Source organism: Paenibacillus sp. V4I7 (genome assembly GCF_030817275.1).
GTDB lineage: Bacteria > Bacillota > Bacilli > Paenibacillales > NBRC-103111 > Paenibacillus_E.
On sequence record NZ_JAUSZD010000002.1, the window covers coordinates 4,192,113 to 4,214,810 of the forward strand.

At 44.8% G+C, this 22,698-nt stretch carries 17 protein-coding genes; 6 read left to right on the plus strand and 11 right to left on the minus strand.

Features of this window, described 5'->3' with window-relative positions; genetic code table 11:
* Position 1 precedes the first annotated feature (1 nt).
* Positions 2–778: an SDR family NAD(P)-dependent oxidoreductase gene (locus tag QFZ80_RS20540; protein WP_307554654.1), complete on the plus strand. Its 777-nt coding sequence runs from the start codon at positions 2–4 to the stop codon at positions 776–778.
* 147 nt (positions 779–925) lie between these two features.
* Positions 926–4,183, plus strand: a complete 3,258-nt coding sequence (locus tag QFZ80_RS20545) for a DEAD/DEAH box helicase (protein WP_307560726.1) — start codon at positions 926–928, stop codon at positions 4,181–4,183.
* Between the two features lie 85 nt (positions 4,184–4,268).
* Here QFZ80_RS20545 and QFZ80_RS20550 read toward each other — a convergent pair whose 3' ends face one another.
* Entirely contained in the window at positions 4,269–4,481 is a 213-nt protein-coding gene (locus QFZ80_RS20550; protein WP_307560728.1) for a hypothetical protein, read from the minus strand.
* Complete coding sequence (locus QFZ80_RS20555) at positions 4,472–6,247, minus strand: hypothetical protein (RefSeq protein WP_307560730.1); 1,776 nt, start codon at positions 6,245–6,247, stop codon at positions 4,472–4,474. Before QFZ80_RS20555 ends, QFZ80_RS20550 begins: the two co-directional genes overlap by 10 nt.
* Before the next feature lie 205 nt (positions 6,248–6,452).
* Here QFZ80_RS20555 and greA point away from each other — a divergent pair, with 205 nt between their 5' ends.
* Positions 6,453–6,923 (plus strand): transcription elongation factor GreA, encoded by a 471-nt coding sequence (gene greA, locus QFZ80_RS20560; RefSeq protein WP_307554649.1) that lies wholly within the window; start codon positions 6,453–6,455, stop codon positions 6,921–6,923.
* An 89-nt stretch (positions 6,924–7,012) separates the two neighbouring features.
* On the opposite strand, the gene murI is transcribed toward greA, so the two are convergent.
* From murI to QFZ80_RS20595, 7 genes are all read right to left on the minus strand, one after another.
* The gene (murI, locus tag QFZ80_RS20565) at positions 7,013–7,789 is read right to left on the minus strand and encodes a glutamate racemase (RefSeq protein WP_307560732.1); all 777 of its coding nucleotides are present in this window, start codon (positions 7,787–7,789) and stop codon (positions 7,013–7,015) included.
* Positions 7,790–7,819: 30 nt separating this feature from the next.
* Positions 7,820–8,602, minus strand: a complete 783-nt coding sequence (locus QFZ80_RS20570) for a Cof-type HAD-IIB family hydrolase (RefSeq protein WP_307556084.1) — start codon at positions 8,600–8,602, stop codon at positions 7,820–7,822.
* Positions 8,603–8,720: 118 nt separating this feature from the next.
* Positions 8,721–9,251 carry an ATP-dependent Clp protease proteolytic subunit gene (locus QFZ80_RS20575; RefSeq protein WP_307554645.1) on the minus strand — a complete coding sequence of 177 codons (531 nt, stop codon included), beginning with the start codon at positions 9,249–9,251 and terminating at the stop codon, positions 8,721–8,723.
* Between the two features lie 170 nt (positions 9,252–9,421).
* Complete coding sequence (locus QFZ80_RS20580) at positions 9,422–11,449, minus strand: methyl-accepting chemotaxis protein (RefSeq protein ID WP_307560734.1); 2,028 nt, start codon at positions 11,447–11,449, stop codon at positions 9,422–9,424.
* Between the two features lie 174 nt (positions 11,450–11,623).
* The gene (locus tag QFZ80_RS20585; protein WP_307560736.1) at positions 11,624–13,624 is read right to left on the minus strand and encodes an MASE4 domain-containing protein; all 2,001 of its coding nucleotides are present in this window, start codon (positions 13,622–13,624) and stop codon (positions 11,624–11,626) included.
* Between the two features lie 116 nt (positions 13,625–13,740).
* Positions 13,741–14,058: an MGMT family protein gene (locus QFZ80_RS20590; RefSeq protein WP_307554639.1), complete on the minus strand. Its 318-nt coding sequence runs from the start codon at positions 14,056–14,058 to the stop codon at positions 13,741–13,743.
* Positions 14,055–15,134 (minus strand): lactonase family protein, encoded by a 1,080-nt coding sequence (locus QFZ80_RS20595; protein WP_307560738.1) that lies wholly within the window; start codon positions 15,132–15,134, stop codon positions 14,055–14,057. Before QFZ80_RS20595 ends, QFZ80_RS20590 begins: the two co-directional genes overlap by 4 nt.
* 380 nt (positions 15,135–15,514) lie before the next feature.
* On the opposite strand from QFZ80_RS20595, the gene QFZ80_RS20600 reads away from it, so the two are divergent.
* Entirely contained in the window at positions 15,515–16,159 is a 645-nt protein-coding gene (locus tag QFZ80_RS20600) for a transcriptional regulator (protein ID WP_307560740.1), read from the plus strand.
* Positions 16,160–16,568: 409 nt separating this feature from the next.
* Here the strand turns inward: QFZ80_RS20600 and pruA are convergent, their stop codons facing one another.
* Both pruA and QFZ80_RS20610 read right to left on the minus strand, forming a co-directional pair.
* On the minus strand, positions 16,569–18,137 hold the full coding sequence (pruA, locus tag QFZ80_RS20605; RefSeq protein WP_307560742.1) for an L-glutamate gamma-semialdehyde dehydrogenase: 1,569 nt from the start codon (positions 18,135–18,137) through the stop codon (positions 16,569–16,571).
* 35 nt (positions 18,138–18,172) lie between these two features.
* Positions 18,173–19,087 (minus strand): proline dehydrogenase family protein, encoded by a 915-nt coding sequence (locus QFZ80_RS20610; protein ID WP_307554631.1) that lies wholly within the window; start codon positions 19,085–19,087, stop codon positions 18,173–18,175.
* A 227-nt stretch (positions 19,088–19,314) separates the two neighbouring features.
* Between QFZ80_RS20610 and QFZ80_RS20615 the strand changes: the two genes are divergently transcribed.
* Together QFZ80_RS20615 and chrA are read left to right on the plus strand one after the other, a co-directional pair.
* A complete protein-coding gene (locus QFZ80_RS20615; protein ID WP_307560744.1) occupies positions 19,315–21,036 on the plus strand; it encodes a sigma-54 interaction domain-containing protein in 1,722 nt (573 codons plus the stop codon).
* A gap of 211 nt (positions 21,037–21,247) precedes the next feature.
* Complete coding sequence (gene chrA, locus QFZ80_RS20620; protein WP_307560746.1) at positions 21,248–22,447, plus strand: chromate efflux transporter; 1,200 nt, start codon at positions 21,248–21,250, stop codon at positions 22,445–22,447.
* Positions 22,448–22,698 lie beyond the last annotated feature (251 nt).

The following is a 22,698-nucleotide window of genomic DNA, read 5'->3' on the forward strand; positions in this document are numbered from 1 at the left end:
TATGACAAAAACAGCATTAATTACTGGAGCTTCTTCTGGAATTGGCGAGGTTTTCGCTAGACAATTTGCCGAGAAAGGGAACCATCTCATTCTAGTCGCACGCTCCAAAAACAAATTGGATCAACTAGCTTTAGAGCTTTCCACTACTTATGCTATTAAAGTCCATGTTATTGTTATCGATTTGAGCGTAGAGAATGCAGCATCCGAGGTCTTTAAGCAAACGGAACAGCTAGGAAAGCACGTCGATATTTTGGTCAACAATGCCGGATTTGGCTTGAGCGGCGAGTTTTTAAATCACTCCCCCGACAACTACCGGCAGCAGATAATGCTGAATATAACTTCGGTCGTGGAAATGACTCATTATTATTTACCGAAAATGGTTGCAAAAGGCGATGGGACCATCATTAATCTGGCATCCTTGTTATCCTTCTTCCCTTTTCCTTATTGTTCTGTTTATAGTGCGACGAAAGCTTTCGTTCTATCTTTCACTGAGTCACTATGGGAAGAATATCGCCATAAAGGAATTAAATTGTTGGCTCTGTGCCCTGGACCGACGGATACCAAATTTTTCGATACAGCCAAAGATGTTGAAACCAACAATAAACGGACACCGGAACAGGTCGTAGCTACGGCTATGAAGGCTCTGGGACGTAATAAAACCTACGTCATTGACGGCAGCGTAAATAAGTTCAATGCTTTTCTGGGACGCGTCCTCCCCAGGAAGACCATTGTCAAATTGTTCGGATCTGCCATCCGAAAATCGATGACAGCCAAGTAATACATGCAGTCCATTCTCCATTTGGAATTGGGCTGCATTTTTTCTTGATTAGAGCTTGATTTTCACGAGAACGAATGTTTGCTATAATGAATTCAACCAATAACAATTCCGGAACTTAACTATTTTGCAAAAGGAAGGATCTAGGTCATGAGCTTTCAGCTGACAGATGGGGTCATTAGGTTGTTGTGCGGCCGGTTTTCTTATGAAAAAGGAGAAGCCTACTACCATGAAAGACAAGTGTCTTTCCTAATTGAAGATCCTGAAACACCGCTCTATGAAGCCACGGTCGAAGGATATAACGGCACCTTCCTAGTGACCGTTGAAGAAGATACAAACGGGGAGGTTATTGCCCATTGCACCTGTCCTGCGTATGATCCGGACGATAAATATTGCGAACATATTGCTGCCGTGCTGCTGAACATTCATGCTATTCAGCAAGTACCTCGTGTTGTCGGTACAGCAGCCCGACCTTTTGGAAATCCAGAGGGAGATCGTAGATTGACGAGCCATATACTGGATTTGTTCGGGAACATACCGCAGCGTCCTAGCCGTTCACAACCTTTTTTCGATACAAGAGCAGTACTAGAACTGGAGATAACCTGCAAACCATTCCAATACGGCTATCGGAAGTTCATGTTCGGGATTGAGATGAAGGTCGGTCCTAAACGACTGTATATCGTCCAAAGGTTAAGAGAATTTCTTGATCATATTGAGCGGAGAGAAGCCTATGTATTTTCAAAGCATTTCACCTACGACCCTAAGCTCCATAGTTTTCAAAAAGAAGATGATGCGGTCATTCGGCAGCTCATCGAAATTTATCGCAATGAGCAGATGTACCTTGAGACTTCAACTACGTACTCCGTTCGTGCGAATTATTTGAGTGGCGATCGGATGCTTCTGGTTCCTCCGTTCTCATGGACAACCTTTCTTCCTGCGCTTACCGAGGCTAAGTCTGTAAAACTTGAGCAGCATGACCGCACATTCGATGGAATCCGTGTATCCGATGAACCCATCCCGCTCCACTTTGAGTTCGACCAAACAGAGGCCGAAGACTTCCAATTGGATGTCCAAGGTCTTGAAAAGATTACGGTTATGGAATCGTATGGGATTGTCCTTTCCGAAGGAAAGCTGATGCACATGCAAGCCGAACCGTGCAAGCGTCTTTCGGAGCTAAAGCAAATGCTCGAAAACTCCAGCAAGCACCAAATTCAGATTCCGCCCGCGCAAATGGAACCTTTTATGGAAAAAGTGATTCCTGGCCTGATGAAGCTAGGCAGTGTCCATATCGCTGGGGCCATTTCCGACCGCATTATGCGAACGCCGTTAAAGGCTAAGTTGTATTTGGATCGAGTGAAAGATCGACTGCTTGCCGGTCTGGAGTTTCAATACGGCGATATTGTCATTAACCCGCTAGAAGGCAATGAACAGAGACGCGGAACCGACCGCATTCTAATGCGAGACGGAGATCAGGAGCGACGAATTCTGGAGCTTATGGAGCAAAGTCCCTTCGCGAAGACGGAGGGGGGATATTTCATGGATAGCGAAGACGAGGAATACGAATTTCTGTACCACATCGTTCCGCAGTTGGAGAAGCTGGTGACTGTTTATGCCACATCTGCCGTGAAAACAAGACTTCTAACAGGACATGTCCCGCCGCGAGTTAAGGTTGATGTGGATGAACGAACGGATTGGCTGGAATTCAAGTTCGATATGGAAGGTATTCCTGAATCGGAAGTCCGCAATCTGTTGAAATCCCTTGGGGAGAAACGCAAATACCACCGGCTGCCGGATGGAGCGTTACTGCCGCTCGAAAGCGTGGAGTTTCAGGAAATTGTCCGCGTCATGAACGAAATGGGCATTACCAAGGAGGACGTGAAAGCAGCAGAAATTCGCCTCCCATTAGTCCGCGGGCTCTATTTGATGGACTCTGAGAGGCAAGGAAATACGGTTAAGCTGGGCAGAACATTCCGCCAGTTACTAGAAAACATGCGGAATCCGGATAATCTGGATTTCACGGTGCCGGCCAGTCTGGAAGCTGTTCTTCGGGATTACCAGAAGTATGGCTTCCAATGGCTGAAGACGCTGGCCCAGTACAGTTTCGGCGGCATCTTGGCAGACGATATGGGCCTAGGTAAAACCATACAAAGCATCGCTTTTATTGTCTCTGTGCTGCCCGAGATCAGAAAGCAGGCGCTGCCGGCGATTATTGTTGCTCCTGCTTCTCTCGTATACAATTGGCTCAATGAGTTGAAGAAATTCGCGCCAGAGATTCGGGCCTCCATTGCCGATGGGAGCAGAGAAGAGCGCAGCAAGATTCTGAAACATGCGTCACAAGTGGATGTCCTCATAACCTCATACCCGCTTTTGCGTAGGGATATCGACCTGTATACGGAGCAATCGTTCCATACGCTTATTTTGGATGAGGCGCAGGTGTTCAAGAACCACACCACACAGACGGCCCAGGCGGTGAAGGAGATTCAGGCCCAATACCGTTTTGCCCTTACTGGAACTCCAGTGGAGAACAGGCTTGAAGAACTTTGGTCCATCTTTGACGCGGTGTTCCCTCAATTGTTCCCCGGGAGAAAGGCATTCAATGACTTATCCCGTGAAAGTGTAGCCAAGCGGGTCCGGCCGTTTCTGCTGCGCAGGTTGAAGTCCGACGTGCTGAAGGAACTACCGGAGAAGATCGAGTCGCTGCAAGCTTCCGAGCTGCTGCCGGAGCAGAAGAAGCTGTATGTCGCCTATTTGGCCGAACTACAACAAGAAACACTGAAGCATCTGAACAAAGACAGCTTTAATAAACATCGAATAAAAATTCTGGCCGGCTTGACGCGACTTCGCCAGCTATGCTGCCACCCGTCTCTGTTTGTCGAAGATTATGCCGGAAGCTCGGCCAAATTCGAGCAGCTCATGCAGATTATCGAAGAATGCAGAAGTGCCGGCAAGCGGGTGCTGATATTCTCGCAATTTACAGCAATGCTGGGAATGATCGGGCGAGACCTAGGCTATCAAGGGGTGCCGTATTTCTACTTAGACGGTAAAACCCCAACTGCCGAACGTGTAGAGTTGTGCAACAAATTTAATGAAGGCGAGCGAGACCTGTTCCTCATCTCATTAAAAGCTGGCGGTACTGGACTAAACCTTACTGGTGCCGACACCGTTATCCTTTACGACCTATGGTGGAACCCTGCTGTGGAACAGCAAGCAGCCGACCGTGCACATCGTATCGGGCAGAAGAAGGTCGTGCAGGTGATTCGCCTTGTTGCGCAAGGCACCGTAGAGGATAAAATGTTTGAGCTCCAACAGAAAAAGAAGAACATGATTGATGAAGTGATTCAGCCGGGTCAGGAAGCATTATCCGCCTTGACGGAGCAAGAAATTCGGGAGATTTTGATGATAGGATGATTACATGGCAAAAAGAAGGGCAATCCCAAGGTCATTGTAAGATGATGGAGGATGCCCATCTTTCGTCTATTATTAGTATGATGGGTTACTTAGCTGCTATTTCAACGCTCTGCTTCCAAATGATCCTTTCACCTATACGTATAACAACATTCAATTGGTGAGTTCCGGCTGCCAGCGGTCGAGATGCTTTCAAGCTAAACAAAGCAACTGACGAATCACTAGCATCTGGCTTGTTAACGATCCCTTCCGTTTTGGAAACATGTGCGTCTCCACCTTGGTCTCCGTTCTCTATGAACATCTGAAGCGGCATCTGTCCAGACTTATAATCTTCCCACTGGTCCAATCATAAGCAAAGGCTTGTAATTCTAGATGCCCCTTCTCCGCCTGGGTCGGGAGTTCTCCTAACGTCACATTATAATTCTTCTCAAACAAGCTGTATTCTTTCCCAGCAAATACCTGCATTAATCCAAAAAGCGCTTGAGCGTCTTTCAAATGAAGATACCAGCTATCGCGGGAATGACGCGGCATCTCTGCCAATTGAACACTTTTATCCTTAGTACCGTGCCAATAAATCATCGCATTCTTAGCTCCAGCTTTCAGCTCAAAAGAGTAGTCATCCTTACTCAAAGTGACAGCGGCGGTGCCCTGTACCTTTTCAACTTTGTATTGAAAATGTTCGGCAAGCTGGATGACATCCAAATAAGTTTGACTATTATCCGTATACCCAATCCGCTGACCATTGTAAAGCTGCAACCCATTATTCGCGGCAGGGGCAATTCCTAAGCTATTCGTGTTTATTTTTGAAATATGAGATACCGTTTGTGTATCTTCATCCCATATTGTATCTTGCCCCCAGTATGGAATCCATCCGGATCGCCCATCAACATGAGCTTTCAGCCACACGGGCCCGCTGTTGGGTGAATTCCAAACCTCTGTAACCTCCACCGTCTGATCGCGAAGCAGTAATGTTGATGAGCTGAACGGAGTTTCCGGGTAGCGCTGTAGTTCCCTTGGATCTTTAACTAAGACTTTCCAATGAACAGGTATTGCAGCTTCAGGCTCGCCAACATGTTTGTTTATCCATCCTGTCCCTTTAGAAGAACGTACATGGTACCAAGTACTGTTGTACCAGATCGGATAAGGGCCTCTCCCCGTATATAGTCGCTCTTCTATTTTCTCAAAAACGGTTACCGTTTCACCTGCTATAACGGCATCTTCCTTCTTCAGTCCATCCCATACATCATGAATAAGCGGCTTTTCACGCACGATATCCATGGTTTCATTCGTACTCAGGATTGGGACTCCCTTTTCACGCGTCCACGTGGTCCCTTGATCCGTTTGAACTTCGAATGCACGATCATAGATGGTTGTGAACTCCCTTGCGATCGTGTAATCGCCTGCCTTGGAGTTTGACCAATCTTGCTTCTGCTCGCCAATCCCCATAGCCGTTCCAAGATCACTATTGGACGGTAGCCCATAATAATGCGCTTTTCGCTGCACCTTATGTACAGTACCTATTTGATTGACGGGTATATGCGCCCAGAGATCACCTATCCAAGTGGTATGTACCTTAATCCATGCTTTACTGGTGGGGTCGTTCGTATAGAACCACTGTTTTTCGGCCGCAACTACTTCAACCTCTTGTGCGGATAATGAGGCTGCAGGTCCGCCTTTGGTGCTTTGACTGCGATATAGCGGAGTTTCTTCTAAAAGTGTAATTCGCTTAGGTGGTTCCATGTCAATTTCCCATGGATTTGGCCTGATCCACCGCGGTCCGAACATCGTCTCAATCTTCCAGGTGGCTGCACCTATCGACCATGAGCTATCTACCGTGAGGACATTTACCTCCTGAGGTGCAAAAGTACCTTCCGGCTCATCATCGGGCTGATTAGGATCTGCATAATAGGGTGTCTCCGCCAAAAGCTCAATCGTGGCAGGGAACCTAATTCCTTCTGGCGCGTACGAGCCGCCAAAGATGTTTTCAGCTTTCGTCTGATGTGCCAAACTGCCCAATCCTAGACCAGCAGCTAGGATTGTGATAGCTAAGATCTTCCTTTTAATCATCTGGAACAATCACATCCTGACTTGAATAAATTAGGGAAAACTTACCATTAATTTGACGCCAGTCATCGTCTAAAGTTGCTTACACCCAGCCCAGCTTATGAAAAAAAGCACCAGTTAGACCGTTCTCCTTGTCTTACTTACTTTACTTGCCTCAGTTACTTTAGTAGTATATCTAGTATCGAATGAATGAGGAGCTGCAAAACATATGTCCAATGATGAAATTATTCTAACTCCAGAAGGATTACGTAGTTTAGAATTAGAGCTTGAAGATCTCAAAACCGTCAAACGTAAAGAACTAGCCAGCCGTATTAAAACAGCGATTAGCTATGGCGATCTCAAGGAAAACAGCGAGTACCATTCCGCCAAAAATGATCAATCTTTTATGGAAACCAGAATATTGACGATCGAAAGAATGTTGAAGAAGGCTAAGGTTGTTAAGAATATCGGCACATCCAAAGTTCAAGTTGGCTCTACCGTTATTCTCAATGATGTGGAATTTGCTGAGAAAATTGAGTATAAAATCGTCGGTTCTCAGGAAGCCGATGTGAATGAAAATAAAATTTCCTACGAAAGTCCACTTGGCGTTTCCCTCATGGGCAAATCTGTTGGCGATGTGATTAGTGTGAATGCACCCATGGGTGTCATTAGCTATGAGCTGCTTGAAATCAGAGCGTAATCTAACGCAATCCTTCTACTAAACATAATAAAGGCATTGTCATGCAGCGGCGGCTGCACAGCAATGCCTTTTTGACTTGTTCCCAAACCTTACTCACCAATAGCTTGAATGATTTCCAAGGCCTTTTCCATTTTCTGAATATAAGCTGTCTCATTGCTGGAACACATGAATTTGATGTTGGACTGCCCCTCGCCAAGTAATTGGTTCCGGTCATTGAGCAGCTGTATCAACCGGTTAACAGTACCCGAGCTTCCATCAACAATTTGAATGTGACTTGGCAGGATCTTTCTTAGAACTCCCCTATAAAAGGGGTAATGTGTGCATCCTAGAACAACAGTCCCATACCTTCTCAGGTCGAAGGGCTCAAGCTTAGCTAGAAAATAATCAATGATTTGTTGACTCTCCACATTTAACTGTTCACAGAATTCAACCAATTCCGGCAGCGGCACCGAATCCACCATACCCATATCATCCATACGAGAAACTAGCTCTCTATATTTCGATTGCTTGAGCGTTAAAGGCGTAGCGAATACGAGCACTCTTTTACCAGATGAACGATTCATTTCGAGAGCTGGCTTTACCGCGGGTTCCATGCCGATAATCGGCATCTCATAGGTTTTTCTTAATTCTGCAATGGCTATACTAGTTGCTGTATTGCAAGCAATGACGAGGGCTTTGACCTCTTCTTTGATAATCATGTCTACGGATTTTTTGACAAAAGCAAGAACCTCGTCCTTCGACTTCGTCCCGTATGGAACATGAAGGGTATCCGCAAAATATAGAAAATCTTCATGAGGCAGTTGCTTCATGGCTTCGTGTAAGACAGTAATACCGCCTATCCCTGAATCAAAAAAAGCTATTCTCATTATCTTCACCCTGTATGTATTGTTTCTTTTCTATAGCAATCCTGCCGTAATAAGTCCATTTCGAATACCATCTTCATCCACATGTGTCGTAACATGATCGGCATAAGGTAGTAAGTCTTTGTGGGAGTTCCCCATCGCGATACCGAATCCGACATACGAAAGCATCTCCACATCATTTAAACCGTCCCCGAAAGCTACGGCATCTTCCGGCTTCAATCCAACAAGCTCCAAAAGCGCGGCAATCCCTTGGGCTTTCGAACCACCTGCTGGTAATACGTCAATCGCATGCTGGTGCCAGCGTATCAGCTTAAATTCCGATTGCAGTTCCTCGTACAAATGATCATCCGTGTCTTCAATATGCAAGAAGATTTGATAAATATCGTTTGTTTTCCAGAAATCCGGGTCATACCCCGGCAAATCTACCTTCAAGGAGGAAATAGATCCTACAACAAAAGGATGGTCGTCATCCGTATCCGTGAAGTAGTTATGCTCCCCTTCGAATACGAGGGAATGCTTATGCTTAGCCGCCAATTTCACCAGTGCTTCTATGCTGTTCTTGGCAATAATCCGTCTGTAGAGCGGTTCACCACGATAAACGGCATAGCCGCCGTTCAAGCATACATAGGAATCGATCCCAAGCTGCTCAGCCAAAGGCTTGATGAAGTAGGGAGCTCGTCCTGTTGCAATAACCGGTTCAATCCCCTGCTGCTTTAATTGTTGAATAGCTACGATCGTACTGGCAGGAACTTCTTTTTCTTCGTTAACTAATGTGCCGTCAATATCAAAAAATACAATTTTATACACGGTATGGATCTCCTTTTCATTAGGGGACAGCCACGGCTGCTCCTCTTCTCTCTATCTCTCAATTAAACACCAAAAGCAGAGAAAAAACAAAGAAAAAGAGAATCCCTCAGGCTTCTCTCCGCCATGCCTAAACAATTTCATCAATAATCCCAAAAGATAAGGCCTCTTCAGGACTCATATACCAATTGCGTTGATGCTCCTGTACACGATGCAGCTCGTCTGTATGCAGTTTCGTTTTCGATAAGATATAGTCATCATAAATGTTTTGCAGCCTTTGTGTTTCATCCACACGATTCTTCAAGTGTTCCAAATGACCGTCGATATGTGTAGATACAGAATGATACATGAATGTACTAAGTCGGCCAGCGTACCTCTTATGACCACTAACAGCAATTAGTAAACTCATGCTAGCAGCAAGTCCATACACGTATGTATGCACCGGCGTCTTACTGTTATCAATCACATTGATCAATCCTAGACCATCATAGACACTCCCCCCATTACTATTAATAATTAAGTCGATGGGCAGACGTTTGAAGTCTTTTTCTTTCTTATCTTTGTCATCATCAAATTGATTAATTTTCATGATTTGCTCGACAATGGTTTTCACAGAGCTTTTATTAATGCCATCGAATAGATATAGGGTCCTGTCATTCATAGCATGCCTCCTGTCCATATGGCCTACTGATACGTTAGTCTATTCTCGTTTTATAGACTTTGTAACTCTTTTCCCTTTCTTTTCTGGATTTTTGGGCAAAATAAAAAGGCCAACCCGTTGGTTGACCTCTCAATACCCTTTTGACAAGCTTGTTTAAACCGTTAGGAATATTAATGAGTTTTGAATCTAGAAAGCGATTCTTGCAGTTCTTGCGCCATATTGCTTAAATCCTCTGCTGAGGCGGATATTTCATACATGGTTGCGTGCTGCTTCTTGGACCCTTCAGAAATGCCTTGTCCATGGTCATAAGAGGCTTTGGTCATGTGAACAATTTCGCTCATGGACGCCGTTACTTCCTCCGTGCCAGCCGACATTTCCTGAGATGCAGCCGATACTTCCTGGATTTGGTCCGAAATTTCTTGGAATGTCGAGGTAACACGGTTAAAGACTTGCCCTGCCGCATCAATAAGCTCGGAACCTTTCTCTACGTCCAGCACACCTTTATTCATTGCTTGTACGGCTCTTGACGTCGAAGACTGCACTTCCCGAATCAAACTCGAAATATCAGCTGCAGAGGATGACGACTGTTCCGCCAGCTTCTTGACTTCGTTCGCCACTACCGCAAACCCGCGTCCTTGTTCGCCAGCGCGCGCTGCCTCAATAGAAGCATTGAGTGATAGCAGCTGGGTTTGGCTTGTAATTTCGGTAATAACCGACACAATTTCACCGATTTTTTGTGAGTATGATTCAAGTGCTCTCATATCATCCGCAGATTTCCCGACGGATTCATTAATGAACTTCATCTGTTCGACAGCCTGATTGATCGCAACGCGTCCTTGCTGAACTTCCTGCAGTGATGCATGCGATGCTTCTGTCACGACCGACGAAGATTCTGCAATCCGTTGTACCCCAATAGCCATTTCCCCCATCGCGGTCGATGTCTGCTCCGCTCCCTGCAGTTGACCTTTACTCGCATTGAACACTTCTTGAATCGATTGGGCGATCGCAGTGGAAATGTCGACCGATTCCGCAGCGCAAGCCGTAAGCTCCTCCGACGAAGCGCCTAACTGTTCCGCGGTGTATCTAGCCTTTCCGACAATGTCTGAGAAAGAATCGAGCATAAGATTCATGTTATCGGCAAGCTGTCCGAGCTCGTCACTTCGCTTGATAGCAAGACGATGCGTTAAATCGCCCTCAGCCATCTTCTTCACTGCTTCCGTAATAGCAATAATTGGGTTCGTTGTTTTCGTCGAGACAATCAGTGCGAAAGCCGCTACTACGATAGTCGTAATCACTGTCAGCCATATCGATACTTGATTTGATGTCTTTACTGAGGTATATACTTCCTCATTCACTATATTCGTAACCAAGCGCCAGCCTGTTGACGGGATTGTATCAAAGCTAATTTCTGCAGCGACCCCATCCTCGCGAGTAAATTGAAACGTTCCTTTGTCATCTTTCAAAACAGTCTCTTTAAACTTAGCTGCTTCCGACGGCGTAAATACATCCTCCATTTTTTTGCCCACTTTACCTGCGTCAGGATGGGTTAAAAGCATTCCGGAAGGAGACATTAAGTAACCGTAGCCTGTCTCCCCTATTTGTATCGTCTTGGTGTACACGGTAAGATTATCCGTTGTTAATGGACAGAATAATCCACCGATATAGTTTTGCATATCATCAAGCAGCGGGACAAATACAATGATGACATTTTTACCCGAAGCTTTACTGACTAGCAAATCACTACTCACTGGAAGCTTCGTCTGCTTGGCTTGCTTAACATAATCGCGTTCAGCAATGGGAATCTTTTGACCAGCCGAAGTAAGGGCAATATCATCTTTATTTGCATAAACATACTGTTCAACTTCTTTGTTCGCTTGTTCAAATTTCTTAAGCGTCTTCATAATTTCCTGTTCATTACCACTCTTGATCTCGTCAAACTTGAGCATTTCTTTCAAAATCGCTATATGCCGCTGGATGGAATAGTCAATTGCTGTTGCATTGGCTTTAACGACACTCTCTTCCTTGGAGTGAACTTCACTTGTAACGACATTCTTCAAATAGTAAGAAGAAAAAATAATACTAAACAACATCGGTACTAGCGCAATAATAAGAAACATGGCCGTCATTCTTGTTTTAAAAGACTTAAATGATAGATTTCTTGCCAAACCTTTTACATTTAGTGTTTTCTGTGGCTTCATTCCTTATGACTCCTCCATTTGATCATTAATCTTTCCTGTGAATTCGATATATTTCGTCAAATTCCTCTATATTTCGACATTAAGTAGAGGCAGCATTCAGTAATTATTAGAATAAAAAAAAACACGCCAATCCGCGATGTTTTTCACGGTTTGAACATGTTCTTTTTCACCCGACTATTCGGCATCTATTTCAACTAACTGCACAATAAAGATCGAGCCTTTGCCCAACTCCGTATCAACAACCACTTTCCCATGATGTGCTTCAATGATTTCCTTGACAATAGATAACCCTAGACCCGTTCCTCCGATTTTCCTGCGATCCGAATTATCGACACGGTAAAACCTCGTAAACAGTTTGTCCAAAGCCTCGGCTGGAATCCCAAGACCATAATCTTGTATCTTAATTAACACTTTACCGTTATCGGTTTCAACATAAATATCAATTTTCGTCGCACCCGGCGAATACTTAATCGCATTGGAGATCAAATTATGGAACACTTGCTTTAAACGGTCTTCATCTCCTTGGACAAATATTGGCTCGGCTGCTGCATGCAGCTCAGCTTCGTGATTGTCTTTCCCCTGCCACTGCTCAACGATTTCGCGGAGTAACAAAACAGCATCCAAAGATTGGAAATGAAACTCTTGCCGGCCCGAATCCATGCGCTGCAAATCAAGAAAATCGTTAATCAAATTCGATAGGCGTAAGGATTCTTTATGAATCGTCTCGATATACTTGGCGCGCTTCTCTTCCGTCACTGCACGTGTTGCCAGGATTTCAATAAAACCCACAATCGAGGATAGTGGTGTCCGAATTTCATGAGAAATAATGCTAACGAACTCATTTTTTAACTCATCAACTCGCTCTTCTTCGGTACGATCTCTAAATCCGATTAGATGTCCCCTTAGCGTCCCTTCCATTTCACCTGAAATTGGATTGACATAGCACTCATAGTGCCTTGTTTCACCTTTCAACGTTAATCTAGATATTCGTTTACGAAAAGGCGGGATGGTTTGTTCGAAATAAGCGTCAATGACCTCATCAAAAGCAGCGTCTGCGGTTTTCATTCCTAGACAATAGCTAGACATCCTTTCTCCGCTTTCGAGTGGACGTTCAAAGAAATGTTCCACGCGGCGATTTGTAAAGTTGACCCGTCCTTCTGTATCACACATGATAATGGCTTCATGGCTGGACTCAAGCATCCGCTCAATTATATCGCTTTGTTCTGAAATCTTTCTCTCAGCCAGCTGGCTTTCACCAAGCAGCACCTTATATTTATTTTTACTATCCTTCACCTGCTGGAAGAGCTCTGTCATACTCAGATACATTTTGGTAAACTCATATATCATTCCTGCAAGCACAATATTTGCACATACAAAGGTGTTCCACCTAGCCACATACCATCCCACACTGAAGCGACCGCCGCCACAAAGAATAATCGCCACATCAAGCATTGAAGCTAGTATGGCTACACATAGCCAGGTCGAAGTAACCGTACTCGCTTTGGTTCTTTTATAGTAGACAATTAATGTTATCAAAGTAATGAAGACAATAGGCAGCCCAAGACCATATATAAACAAAGGCGTTAGCTTACCTTGTGACAACACGGCCGGCATTTGATTTTTGAAATGCGTAGTGATGTAAGTCAATCCTGTGATTAGTAAAACGACACCTATCAAGGTGTAAAGACCTAATCTCTTAGCCTTACTAGCACTATAATTAACATGCGCATATTTGGATTCAATCCTCATATGGAGAGCAATCGCTAAAGGAAAACCTGCGTGCAAGAATACGTATAGCCAAGCCGAAGTTTGCGTTCCTGCATGGAACAAGCCATTTTCAGCGAAAACACGAGGGAACGTGAGGATATAGACCAAACTCATACCACCAGAGAACAGATACAAGGCAAACAGGACGAGTACCGACGGTGATCGATTGATTTTGAACTGACTATAAATCACGTAGGCTGTAATTAATTCAAAACAAATAACGGTAGAGAAAATAGCCGGCTGATAGGCCTGCAGCTCGACTAACTGTATCCTTACAAACGGCACGGAAAATAGTGAAATCAAAGCCACAATAGCCCCAATCATAAAAGCAAACCGCCGCTGTGATGGATTTGACTTCATCGTTATTAAATTATATATCATTGCCGGTGAAGCTTGATCCTGATTCATAAAACCTCCGCGAATTGATCTTCCTTTTCACAAGATTCGACAAAGCTTAACTCACTTCCTTCTTGTAAAAAAGCCTCACTTCTTCCAGTTGCAGAAGTGAGGCTTCCTATGTACATTCATGCATCTTCTTGCATTTGATACTGGTAATGCGCAAGAGAAATATACCGCTGATCCGTAATGATGATACCTTCTGCTTGTAGTAAAAAACTTTGCATATGAGATCCCTCATCATCACTGATTGCTATCTCTCCCTTTGCATTAATGACTCTGTGCCACGGAAGACGATGCTTCTTGCTCATTGCATGCAAAATTCGTACAACTTGCCGAGCCGCCCTTGGGCTTCCGGCAAGCCTGGCAATCTGACCATAGGTCATGACTTTGCCCTCGGGGATACTTCGAATGATGTGAATAACCCGCTCCGTGAAAGGTGTCATTCTACACTAGCAAACTTGATGCATACCGGTTTAGACACATGTAGCACACTTCCGGTTGGAACGAGCTTCCCCGATTGCGAGTCACGTGAGAACGAAACAATATGATCCGAATCTTTGTTAGCTACCAGCAGAAATTGTCCATCCGGCGATATCGCAAAATTGCGTGGATGCTTCCCTAACGTAGGTGCGTACTCCACCACTGTTAACTTACCCGTAACTGGATCGATTGCATACACGACAAGACTATCGTGCCCACGGTTAGATCCATATAGGAACTTTCCATCTGGTGAAACATGAATATCCGCACAGGCATTTTCCCCATCATAAGACTCGGGGAGTGTGGAAATCGTTTGGATTTCGGTCAGCTCTCCTCGTTCTTCCTCATAACTGAATGCTGTGACTGTGGAGCCAAGTTCATTAATGACATAGCCAAAGGCATAGGACGGGTGGAAAGCAAAATGCCGCGGACCTGAACCAGGGGCTACTTGCACTTCATGATGAGGAATAAGCCGTTTGGCAGGGATATCGAGCTTGTACATCATAATCCGATCCATACCTAGATCACAGACTCCCGCATAACGGTTTGCTCGATCCAAGAAAACGGAGTGTGCACGAGGTCTATCCTGCACCGATAGGACACTTGAACCTTTGTGCTGCTGGATATCAGCCGTTGTACCTAAACGACCATCCGCTAACACAGGAGACAATCCTACCATACCCCCGTGATAACTGGATACCATCACCACTTGGTTCGTATGGTCTAATGTAATGTGGCAGGTCGTCGCAGGCAGCGTGATCTCGTTGTTCAGAAACGTTAATTCTCCTGTAGCTGAATCAATATTATAAGAAGATGCCGCCCCGCAGCGCTGCTGATTCTCGTCAACACCCTCTGATAAGGCATATAGTTTCCAATTTCTCGCATCCACAGTCAAGAACGTCGGGTTTTGCAAACCATTTACTTGATGGGTGACTTCCAAGCTTCCATTCTCTTCATCGTATTGGCAGGTGTATACCCCAGGATTATTCGAATCTGCATATGAACCTATAAATGCTAACGTTTTTTTCTTCTTTTCCAAAAATGCCACTCCCATTCTTCTATTATCGATATCAGCATTATCTCAAATCCTCCTCTAAGGAGCAAACATTATGAATGATCGGTCGGCTGAGGAGTGCTGCTGATCCCATAGAAAAACAAATGCACCATTTCCTCGATCAATGTGTCCATATTCCCATGTATTCCGGAATACTCCTGCATGGCGTCTGCCTGGTTCGTCGGCGTCCTCCAATAATGAGGTGGCACAACATTATCATTTTCCGCTATACTAGAGTTATTCAATCAAGCTGGTCGTGAAGCACACGCCGCTTTCATCTATGTTCGTAAGGAGTCAGCTCCTAGCGAAAAGATGAGAGCGGCGTTTTGTTTTAGCCGACAATCGCTTAGAAAGTAGGAATAACGATGAAATTTGAGCAGGCATTCGAAGCTTTCATGACTTCACAGATTGCATTAGAGAAGTACGGACGCAGACGAGAACGATTAGAGCGGGGGCTCGGATATGGAGAAATGGAATTTCTGCGCTCCGTCTGGTATCCGGCAGTAGGACATTTCGACCATCTTTACCCTGAATGGGAGGTGCGCGACTTCGCGAACGGCTACCGCTATTTGGACTTTGCTTATAGGCCAGGGGATGCTAAGGGTGTGATTGAGATCCAAGGCTACAGCTCCCACGCACGCGATCTTGAGCTATGGAGATTCAAAGACCTCTGTCTCCGGCATTGCCATCTTGCTTTGGATGGCTGGCTGGTGATGCCAATCGCCTACCCATCCATTGTTGAGACTCCGAAGCAGTGTCAGCAGCTTATTCTTTCGTTCGTAGGTAAATTCATCTCATCCAATGTACCAGAGTCACTCTCTTGGATTGAAAGCGAAACAGTCCGATTCGCGCGGAGACTATTGCGCCCATTCTCCCCTTCAGACCTTTCCGCTCATCTCCAAGTAAGCACAAGACACGCCAGAACTGTCTTACACCTCTTATGCGAAAAGCAGCTATTAATTATATCGCGCGGACAAGAGCGGGCTCGGATGTACCAGCTTAATTTATAAGGAATTACGAAGACTGGATCACTTGGACGGTTTCTGAGGAAATCCTCTTCAGCATGGTTTTCCAATTGGACCGGAAGGCCGGATTCACCTCGCATGTCGGGACGAGTACGTCATCGATACTACTGAAAGGGAACGTCGGTACGCTATTTATGCTAAATTGGCCTGTTTAATTACTTAGACGGAACTACAATCTCTTATTTCCACTTTTAGGACAGTATTTCAGCCAAAATGGCCATATAGCGCATCGACGTTCCTCTACTGACCAAAAAGGCAGCAATATATTGTTCCCAATAGCTACTCGCATCCAATCCTTTCAGCGAACCTAATCCTCTGGCGTTTGCGCAGCTGGGCTGCCGTTCCTAACAAAAAAAGAAGGCAAGACTCATCGTCCGCCCTCCTCTGCCAATCCTTATATTTTGCGTGAAGTCAGTTTCGCTTGTGTGAGAAGCATGAGGTAATCGTAACCGCCTGCTTTGGAATCTGTTCCCGACATATTGAAGCCGCCGAATGGATGTACACCCACCAATGCGCCTGTGCATTTGCGATTAATGTACAAGTTGCCGCAGTGAACAGTGTCTAATGCCTCAGAAATCCGCTCCTCATTCGTGGAGAAGTAAGAGCCCGTCAAACCAAATTCCGTATCATTGTACATCGCGATGGCTTCTTTCCAATCCTTCGCTTTAGCGATAGCCAAGACTGGTCCGAAGATCTCTTCCTGCATAACACGCGCTTTGCCGCTTACATCGCCGAACACAGTTGGCTGAATGTAATAGCCGTTTCCTTCGGCCTTATTACCACCTGCAAGCAGTGTTCCTTCGGTTTTCCCAATTTCAATGTAATCTAAAATTTTATCATAGGAACCTTTATCAATGACCGGACCTGCTGCGAAATTGTGCTCAGGCAGGCCGCTTTGCAGCTGGTTCGTCAGAGCAACTACTTTGTCTACCACTATGTCGTAAACAGATTCAACAATGATAGCACGTGAACCAGCTGAGCATTTCTGCCCTTGGAAGCCGAAGGCTGAAGCCACAATCGCAGCGGCAGCCGCGTCGAGATCCGCTGTTTCGTCCACGACAATACCGTCTTTGCCGCCCATTTCCGCAATCACACGCTTAATCCAAATTTGACCTGGCGCCACGTCCGCGGCCAACTTGTTGATGCGCAAACCAATCTCTTTGGAACCCGTAAAGCTAATGAAACGAGTCTTCGGATGTGTCGTTAAATAGTCTCCTACTTCCGCACCGCTTCCTGGAATGAAATTAATTACGCCAGCAGGAAGTCCAACTTCCTCCATAAGAGCCACGAATTTGTGAGCAATAACAGGCGTTGTTGAAGCTGGCTTCACCAAAACAGTGTTACCAGAAACAACCGCCGCAATGGTCATTCCTACACAAATCGCTAGTGGAAAATTCCATGGCGGGATAATAACGCCTACGCCTAATGGGATATAACTAATTTGGTTGTTTTCACCGGGAATTTTGGCTAACGGCTGCGTCTCGTTGATTTGGCTCAAACGAATCATTTCGCGCGCGTAGAACTCGATGAAATCAATCGCTTCAGCAGTATCTACATCCGCTTCAACGTAGTTTTTGCCTGATTCCAGAATCATCAACGCTGAGAATTCATGCTTACGATCACGCATTAGCGCAGCAGCTTTAAATAAATATTCCGCACGCTCTCTAGCGGGAACCTTTTTCCAAGTTTCGAATGTTTCGAGGGCAACGTTCATCGCTTTTTCAGCAAGTTTCTGATCCGCTTTGCTAACGTATCCAATGATTTCGTCTACATTCCCCGGGTTAATCGAAGTGATCTTAGCATCAGTTACAATTTTCTCAGTACCGATATATAGCGGGTATTCGCGCCCCAGCTCACTTTTCACATTGGCAATGGCAGCTTGCATCGCCTTCACATTTTCCTCTAGACCAAAATCAGTAAATGGCTCATTTGCATACATACTAACCTTCGTAAATGTATTCATCTTTTTTTCTCCTCTCCGAATGGGAAACCTGGTTGTTATTTAAACATATTTTTCAGAACAAACCAGACATTCGCTGGACGCTCTGCTAACCTTCTCATGAAATATCCGAACCAATCTACACCGTAAGGGACATAGACACGAACCCGATATCCTTCTTTCACTAATTGCTTTTGCAAATCTTCACAAATCCCATAAAGCATCTGGAATTCAAACTGTTCGATGGAGATACGATTTGAACTTACAAATTCTTTGGTAAAATGAATGATTGCCTCATCATGACTAGCAATAGCTGTATAGTGACCGTTCAGAAGATGTTTTTGAATGATTTTTTTATAATTTTCATCAACGTCACTTTTTTCTGGAAAAGCAACTTGCGGAGATTCCTTATAAGCACCTTTCACAAGGCGCAAATTGGCTCCGAGTGCATGTAAATCATCGATATCCTGCATAGTACGGAACAAATAAGCTTGAATGACAATGCCTACGTTGTCATATTCTTGTCGAAGCTCTCGGTAGATATCAAGGGAGATTTGACAATGCGCATAATCCTCCATATCAATTCGCACGAAATTTCCATGCTGACGAGCACAATCAAGAATACGTTTCATGTTGTTTACACAAAGCTCTTTGCTGATATCTAGCCCAAGTGAAGTCATTTTAAGCGAAAGATTGGATTGGACGCCTGAACTAGCAATCGCATCTAGCGTTTGAATACACATGGCAGCTGATTCCAACGCTTCTTCTTCACTAAAGACGAACTCACCCAAATGGTCCAGGGTCGCTACACGGCCATCTTGATTAAGCGCGCGCACAGCTTCGATGGATTGCTGGATGGTCTCTCCCGCTACAAAACGCGCTGCACCAAAGCGTAAACCATACTTTTTGGCTAATCGATTAGCAGTGCGGCTTTTGCCTAAAGATTGAAACATACTTTTCATCAGAAGTTCCATCTGCTTTCCCCCAAAAGGAATTATACAATATTGTTGAATCAATGATTTTATTATACACTTTAACTTAAAATTTGAACACTATTTGTTTATGTGCATATTTTCATTGTAATTGAACAGTTTTTATTTTCTATACCTTTATCATACTCACCATCTCGGCTTCCTGTGTTGAATCTCCCTTGCTTTCATGGTAAATTTAAACCAAATAAATGGTACAAATGAGGTCAATTATGTTCATTAATGAACACATTCCGTTGAACAACCCTATTCTCACACTCCCTGTTGAAACAACGCTTGAAGAGCTTTCTTCCTATTTAAACAATGGGACGGCTGCTATCACCCATTGGCACGATGAGATATGTTTATTTACACCGGAAGATGCAGGCCTTATGACGGCCTTTTCCGCTAGAAACATCCAAGAATTGGTAGCAAGCAGCAAATACTTTGTACCCGCGATTATTACTATGGACGAAAACACCCCTTTGCCGCTTGTGCCTCAACGAACAAATCGACCGGTACTTTTCAAAAATAAGGATGGATCCATCAGGGGATACTCCGTTTTATCCACGTATCTCAATTTCGCCCTTTCCGAGCTGCAAAAGTGGTCTGCCTATTTCAATGCACTCGCGGATACCGTCACCGATGCTGTCACGGTCGTTGATCGAGCTGGCGCTGTGATCTGCTGGAATTCCGTCGCCGAGGATCTATATCATCTTCCGGCAGTAGATATTTTGGGGAAACGCATTGGCGAACACTTTGATATCGAAACACTGATGGTACTGAAAATTTTGGACGAAGGCCGAATGATTCGTAATACCTACCACCGTCCTCGGCCGGATACCCACGTCCTTATTAATGCGTCACCGATCAGAGATGCTCAAGGGCATATCATTGGGGGCATTGCGACCGAGCAGGATATCACACAATTGGTACGATTAAACGAACAATTAACAACAGTCGATTCTTTCGGACTACCGCAAAAAGATCAGGCTGAAGATCTCTTTACCTTAATCAAAGGAAAAGGACCTGCTATCGGCAAAGTCATCCAATGGGCCAAGAAGGTAGCAGCAACAGAAACACCCGTCCTCCTGATTGGAGAATCGGGTGTTGGCAAAGAGCAGCTCGCTCATATTATCCATCAGTCAAGTTCAAGATCCGAGCAGCCTTTCTTGACAATCAATTGCGGCATCGTTCCCACAGGTTTATTGGAAGCCGAATTATTTGGCTATCAAGGGGGCGCCTTCACGGGCAGTGATAGTGGACAAGCTGGTAAGTTGGAGCTAGCCAAAGACGGCACCTTGTTTATTAATGAAATCGAAAAGCTTCCATTAGAGCTTCAAGCTAAGCTTTACCATTACATTACTCAGCAAACGATCGTTCGCTCCGGAGGAAGTCAACCTATCAGCGTGCGTACCCGAATCATAATTGCGACTACACAAGATTTAGCAAGCAAGCTAGTCAATCAAGAATTCCGCTCGGATCTGTATTATGCGCTCAACGTGATTTCCATTAGGATTCCGCCTTTACGGGATAGAACCGAAGACATTCCTGCGATGGTCCAAATGTATCTCAAACAGTTTTCACTGCAATACCAGAAGCCTGTTCCCACACTTTCGCCAGAGGTCATCTTGGCTTTGACCAACTATTCATGGCCAGGAAACATCCAAGAATTGAAAAATGTCATCGAACGATGCATCATTCTTAATGATGAAGACTTGATCACCTTGGAACATTTACCAGTCACTTTACAGGAGCAGCAGCCAAGTCTTACTTCTTCAGAGACAGATACTGCGGCGAATTCATTAAAAGCAAAGGTATCTGATGTGGAAGAAATACACCTGATTGAAGAAGCTCTGACCAAAACGGCAGGCAATAAAAGCGCAGCTGCCAAACTGCTCGGCATCTCCCGCGGTACCCTTTACAACAAGATGAAGGAATATCAACTGGAGTGACATGATAGGAAGAACGTCCGAGTATTTCGAAGACACAGAAAAATGATCATGATTTCTACATAGTAGATTTCATGATCATTTTTCTGTGTAGGGAGTAATCGGATGGTCTTCACTGTTGTATTATTTGTGTTAAACGGTAGAATCGCGATGCAATTTCCGATACACTTAACTTACTTAGCTATTCATCAAACGTCATTGAGGAGGAAATAGGTTGGACACCGCTGCAAAACCACAGCAAAGTAAACGAAAAGCATTGCTTGAAGTATTTCTCGTATCAACAAAATTAGGGTTGACGTCCTTCGGTGGACCTATTGCCCATCTGGGCTATTTTCACAACGAATATATTCAGAAACGTAAATGGATGGATGAGAAAAGCTACGCCGATCTCGTTGCTCTATGCCAGTTTCTCCCAGGTCCAGCCAGCAGTCAGGTTGGTGTTGGTATCGGTACCATTCGGGCCGGATTGTTGGGAGGCGCAGCTGCTTGGCTAGGATTTACGCTACCTTCTATTATCCTTTTACTACTCTTTTCCCTACTGATGAAAGCAATGGATGTGAGCAGCACCGGTTGGATCCACGGTCTCAAAATCGTCGCCGTTGCCATCGTCGCACAGGCTGTTCTCAGCATGGGAAAAAAGCTAGCGTCAGATAAAAGCACGGCCTCCATAGCTATTGCGGCAGCTTCGGTAACCTTACTATGGCAAACGGTTTATAGCCAAGTTGTTATTATTGTACTCGCCGGACTCATCGGACTATTTGCCTTCAAAACCGTTTCGAACCTAGATAACAGCACCATTCAAGTGCGCGTTCATCGCTCAATAGCGATCTTTTGCTTGATTCTTTATGCATTGCTGCTCCTGCTTCTTCCAATTTTCAGCGGTTTATGGCACTCGCAGCTCTTATCCCTTTTCGATTCGTTTTATCGGGTCGGTTCCTTGGTCTTCGGCGGCGGCCATGTCATTCTCCCCCTTTTGGAACGCGAAGTTGTCCCGCAAGGTTGGGTTAGTAAAGAAGTCTTCCTGGCTGGCTATGGGGCTACGCAGGCAGTTCCGGGTCCGCTTTTTACATTCGGCACATATTTGGGTGCTGTGTTTGACGGATTTAGAGGGGCTGTCGTGGGAACCTTGGCCATTTTCCTGCCAGCTTATCTTCTGATTATAGGGGCCTTGCCTTTTTGGAATTCATTACGAACAAATGTCAAAATCCAAAGTGCTTTTGTAGGCATTAATGCGGCCGTTGTCGGTATCCTGCTCGCGGCACTTTATAACCCGCTTTGGACAACTGCTATTATTCGTCCTTATGATTTTGCATTGGTTATCGTGTTATTTGGCCTGCTGGTGTTCTGGAAATTACCGCCTTGGTGCATCGTCCTCTTAGGGGCTGCTGCGGGTGAAGCTTTGTATTATTTATAAAAAAGAAATCGTCCTTTTCCCACAGTAATGTGGAAATAGGACGAATTTTATTTTTGTCCGCTTTCAATCGTATATCTAACCAAATCAAGGGTCTCATCTAACGCATCCAGTTCTATACCCTCGCGCCATGTCAAAGCTCGCTGGATTAGCACACGTAATGTTTCTACCTCTTCATCGGGATAAAACGACATCGCCTTTCAGAAACCCTATTTCATCGAATTGCTTGATTTGCTCCTGTGTTAGCATAGTTG

Bases quoted from the DNA above. Each gene is read 5' to 3' on its own strand.
- QFZ80_RS20540 (WP_307554654.1), top strand. From the start codon at position 2: ATGACAAAAACAGCATTAATTACTGGAGCTTCTTCTGGAATTGGCGAG.
- QFZ80_RS20545 (WP_307560726.1), top strand. From the start codon at position 926: ATGAGCTTTCAGCTGACAGATGGGGTCATTAGGTTGTTGTGCGGCCGG.
- QFZ80_RS20550 (WP_307560728.1), bottom strand. From the start codon at position 4,481: ATGTTCATAGAGAACGGAGACCAAGGTGGAGACGCACATGTTTCCAAA.
- QFZ80_RS20555 (WP_307560730.1), bottom strand. From the start codon at position 6,247: ATGATTAAAAGGAAGATCTTAGCTATCACAATCCTAGCTGCTGGTCTA.
- greA (WP_307554649.1), top strand. From the start codon at position 6,453: ATGTCCAATGATGAAATTATTCTAACTCCAGAAGGATTACGTAGTTTA.
- murI (WP_307560732.1), bottom strand. From the start codon at position 7,789: ATGAGAATAGCTTTTTTTGATTCAGGGATAGGCGGTATTACTGTCTTA.
- QFZ80_RS20575 (WP_307554645.1), bottom strand. From the start codon at position 9,251: ATGAATGACAGGACCCTATATCTATTCGATGGCATTAATAAAAGCTCT.
- QFZ80_RS20580 (WP_307560734.1), bottom strand. From the start codon at position 11,449: ATGAAGCCACAGAAAACACTAAATGTAAAAGGTTTGGCAAGAAATCTA.
- QFZ80_RS20585 (WP_307560736.1), bottom strand. From the start codon at position 13,624: ATGAATCAGGATCAAGCTTCACCGGCAATGATATATAATTTAATAACG.
- QFZ80_RS20590 (WP_307554639.1), bottom strand. From the start codon at position 14,058: ATGACACCTTTCACGGAGCGGGTTATTCACATCATTCGAAGTATCCCC.
- QFZ80_RS20600 (WP_307560740.1), top strand. From the start codon at position 15,515: ATGAAATTTGAGCAGGCATTCGAAGCTTTCATGACTTCACAGATTGCA.
- pruA (WP_307560742.1), bottom strand. From the start codon at position 18,137: ATGAATACATTTACGAAGGTTAGTATGTATGCAAATGAGCCATTTACT.
- QFZ80_RS20610 (WP_307554631.1), bottom strand. From the start codon at position 19,087: ATGGAACTTCTGATGAAAAGTATGTTTCAATCTTTAGGCAAAAGCCGC.
- QFZ80_RS20615 (WP_307560744.1), top strand. From the start codon at position 19,315: ATGTTCATTAATGAACACATTCCGTTGAACAACCCTATTCTCACACTC.